Source organism: Actinoalloteichus spitiensis RMV-1378, assembly GCF_000239155.1.
Classification (GTDB): Bacteria; Actinomycetota; Actinomycetes; order Mycobacteriales; family Pseudonocardiaceae; genus Actinoalloteichus_B; species Actinoalloteichus_B spitiensis.
Map to the genome: position 1 here is coordinate 1 of NZ_AGVX02000058.1, position 2,983 is coordinate 2,983.

A 2,983-nucleotide genomic window follows, 5' to 3' on the forward strand; every position below is an offset into this window, starting at 1 on the left:
CTGACCGCGTCAGCCGCCGTCGCTGGAGTGCCCGGGGAAGAGGTGCGCCTCGGGGTCCAGCAGCACCGCGATGTTGTTCACCGCCGTGGCCGCCTCACCGAACCCGGTGGCGATCAGCTTGACCTTCCCCCGATAGCCCGCGATGTCCCCGGCCGCGTAGACCCGGTCCCGGCTGGTCCGCATGGTGCTGTCCACCCCGATCATCCGCTTGTCCAGCCGCAGCCCCCACTCGGCGACGGGTCCCAGGTCGGCGAGGAACCCCAACGCGGCGACGACCGTGTCGACGGGCAGCACCCGGGTGGAGCCGTCGGAGGACCGCAGTTCGGCACCGCGCAGGGCGCCTTCGTCGCCGCCGACGAGCGCGGCCACCTCCACCTCGGTGAGCACCGGGATGCCCAGCTCACGCACCCGGGTCACGCTCGCCGGGTGCGCCCGGAACCGCGCCCTCCGGTGGGCCAGGGTGACCTCGGCGGCGAAGGGGTGCAAGGCCGCGGCCCAGTCGAAGGCCGAGTCGCCACCGCCCACCACCAGCACCCGTTCACCGGTGTGCGCCGCGAGGCGCGGGACGAAGTGCACCACCCCGCGTCCGAGCCAGCCCTCGCCCGCCGGCAACGGGCGGGGGCGGAACTCCCCCATCCCGGCCGTGACGAGCACCGCCGACGCCCGGATGACGGCCCCGTCGCCGAGACCGACGTCGACCCGACCGTCCTCCCGGTCGGTCACCGTCCTGGCCTGCCGGCCCAGCAGGTAGGTCGGGTTCCACCGGTTGGCCTGCGCGACCAGCGCCTCCACCAGGTCGCGTCCCCGGACCTCGGGGAAGCCGGCCACGTCGTAGATCAGCTTCTCGGGGTACATGGCGGTGACCTGCCCGCCCGGCTCGGGGAGGGAGTCGACCACCGCCACCGTCAGCTCCCGGAAGCCGGCGTAGTAGGCGGCGTACAGGCCGACCGGCCCGGCGCCCACGACCACCAGATCGACGTCCTCAGTGGTGTCAGGCGCCATGGCGGGCGCCGGCTCGTGAGTCCACGCGGTTCGCCTCCGTCACGGTTGGGTCCGGGTACGGGGTTCGTCCACTCCGAGCTTACGCCTTGCCAGGTGATCCATGCCGTCGGTGACGGGCGCGCGCGCCGCCACCTCCGGAGGCGACGGCGTGTGGCGAAGGGCACCGGTGATGTGTCCCAGGTCGCGGTGCCCCGGGCCCAGGCGAACCGGTACAAACAGGAGCCATGACAGAGCAGCAGAGTGGCGCTCCGGCAGCGGACGGCGAATACCGCATCGAACACGACACCATGGGCGAGGTCCGGGTGCCGGCGAACGCGCTGTGGCGCGCGCAGACGCAGCGCGCGGTGGAGAACTTCCCCATCTCCGGGCGTGGGCTGGAGCGGTCGCAGATCCGGGCTCTCGGGCTGCTCAAGGCCGCCACCGCCCGGGTGAACGCCCGGCTCGGCGTGCTGGACGCCGACCTCGCCGCGGCGATCGCCTCGGCAGCCGACGAGGTCGCCGAGGGACGTCACGACGAGCACTTCCCCATCGACGTCTTCCAGACCGGCTCCGGCACCTCGTCGAACATGAACGCCAACGAGGTGATCGCGACCCTGGCCACCCGTTCCCTCGGGCGGGACGTGCACCCCAACGACCACGTCAACGCTTCCCAGTCCTCCAACGACACCTTCCCGACCACCATCCGGGTCGCCGCCACCGAGGCGGTGGTGACCGACGTCATCCCGGCGCTGGAGCACCTCGCCGCCGTGCTCGGCAAGCGCGCCGAGGAATGGGCCGAGGTCGTCAAGTCCGGCCGCACGCACCTGATGGACGCCGTGCCGGTGACCCTGGGGCAGGAGGCCGCGGCCTGGGCCAGCCAGGTGAACTACGGCGTGGAGCGGCTGCGCGCCAGCCTGCCCCGGCTCGGTGAGCTGCCCATCGGTGGCACCGCCGTGGGCAGCGGGTTGAACGCTCCCACCGGGTTCGGCGCGGCGGTCTCGGCCGAGCTGGCGAAGGTGACCGGCCTGCCGCTGGTGGAGGCGCGCGACCACTTCGAGGCGCAGGCTACGCAGGACGGCGTGGTGGAGACCTCCGGTCAGCTGCGGACCGTCGCGGTGTCCCTGTTCAAGATCGCCAACGACCTGCGGTGGCTCGGTTCCGGCCCCCGGACCGGGTTGGCCGAACTCCAGCTGCCGGACCTCCAGCCGGGCTCCTCGATCATGCCGGGCAAGGTCAACCCGGTGATCTCCGAGGCCACGATGATGGTCGTCGCCCAGGTGATCGGCAACGACGCTGCGGTCGCCTTCGCCGGCTCGCAGGGCAACTTCCAGCTCAACGTGATGCTGCCGGTGATCGCCCGCAACGTGCTCGAGTCCTCGCGGCTGCTGGCCGCCGTGGCCCGGCTGCTCGCCGACAAGGTCGTCGCCGGCGCCGTGGCCGACGGCGAGCGGGCACGGGAGTACGCGGAGTCCTCGCCGTCGGTGGTGACCCCGCTCAACCGCTACCTCGGTTACGAGGAGGCCGCCTCGATCGCGAAGCAGTCGCTGAAGGAGCGCAAGACGATCAAGGACGTGGTGGTGGAACGCGGCCACGTCGCTTCGGGCAAGCTGACCGCCGAGCAGCTGGACGACGCGCTGGACGTGCTGCGGATGGCGCGCGGCGGCGAACGCTGATCATCGCGGGTGGCGGGGCGCGGCGACCGGGAGCAACCGGACCGCCGCCCCCGCCTGCCGTGTCTCGGGGTCAGTCCCGGCAGACCAGCTCCGCTGGTGGAAGCTCCAGGTCGATCAGGTAGCGGGCCTCGTGCTCCCTGGCGCATCCGGAGTTCAGCGCGGCGGTGTGGCCGTCGCCGTCGAAGGTGAGCAGCCTGGCGTCCTCGAACTGGGCCGCCAGCGCCTCGGCCCAGTGGGCGGGCGTGGCCGGGTCGTGGGCGCTGGTCGCCACCAGCACCGGCGGGGTCCCGCTCACCTGGTGCTCCCTCGGTGGGTTCGCCGGCCGCACC

The 2,983-nt window shown here is 72.8% G+C and carries 3 protein-coding genes; 1 reads left to right on the top strand and 2 read right to left on the bottom strand.

All coding sequences use genetic code 11. The features are described from left to right. Nucleotides 1–9: 9 nt before the first annotated feature. Nucleotides 10–1,002, bottom strand: a complete 993-nt coding sequence (locus ACTIDRAF_RS0202970; protein ID WP_016697232.1) for an NAD(P)/FAD-dependent oxidoreductase — start codon at nucleotides 1,000–1,002, stop codon at nucleotides 10–12. Between the two features lie 224 nt (nucleotides 1,003–1,226). On the opposite strand from ACTIDRAF_RS0202970, the gene ACTIDRAF_RS0202975 reads away from it, so the two are divergent. After that, nucleotides 1,227–2,654 carry a class II fumarate hydratase gene (locus ACTIDRAF_RS0202975; protein ID WP_016697233.1) on the top strand — a complete coding sequence of 476 codons (1,428 nt, stop codon included), beginning with the start codon at nucleotides 1,227–1,229 and terminating at the stop codon, nucleotides 2,652–2,654. A 70-nt stretch (nucleotides 2,655–2,724) separates the two neighbouring features. Here ACTIDRAF_RS0202975 and ACTIDRAF_RS26985 read toward each other — a convergent pair. Then, nucleotides 2,725–2,983, bottom strand: a 259-nt coding sequence (locus ACTIDRAF_RS26985) for an alpha/beta hydrolase (protein WP_211215258.1), incomplete at its 5' end; no start/stop codon positions are given.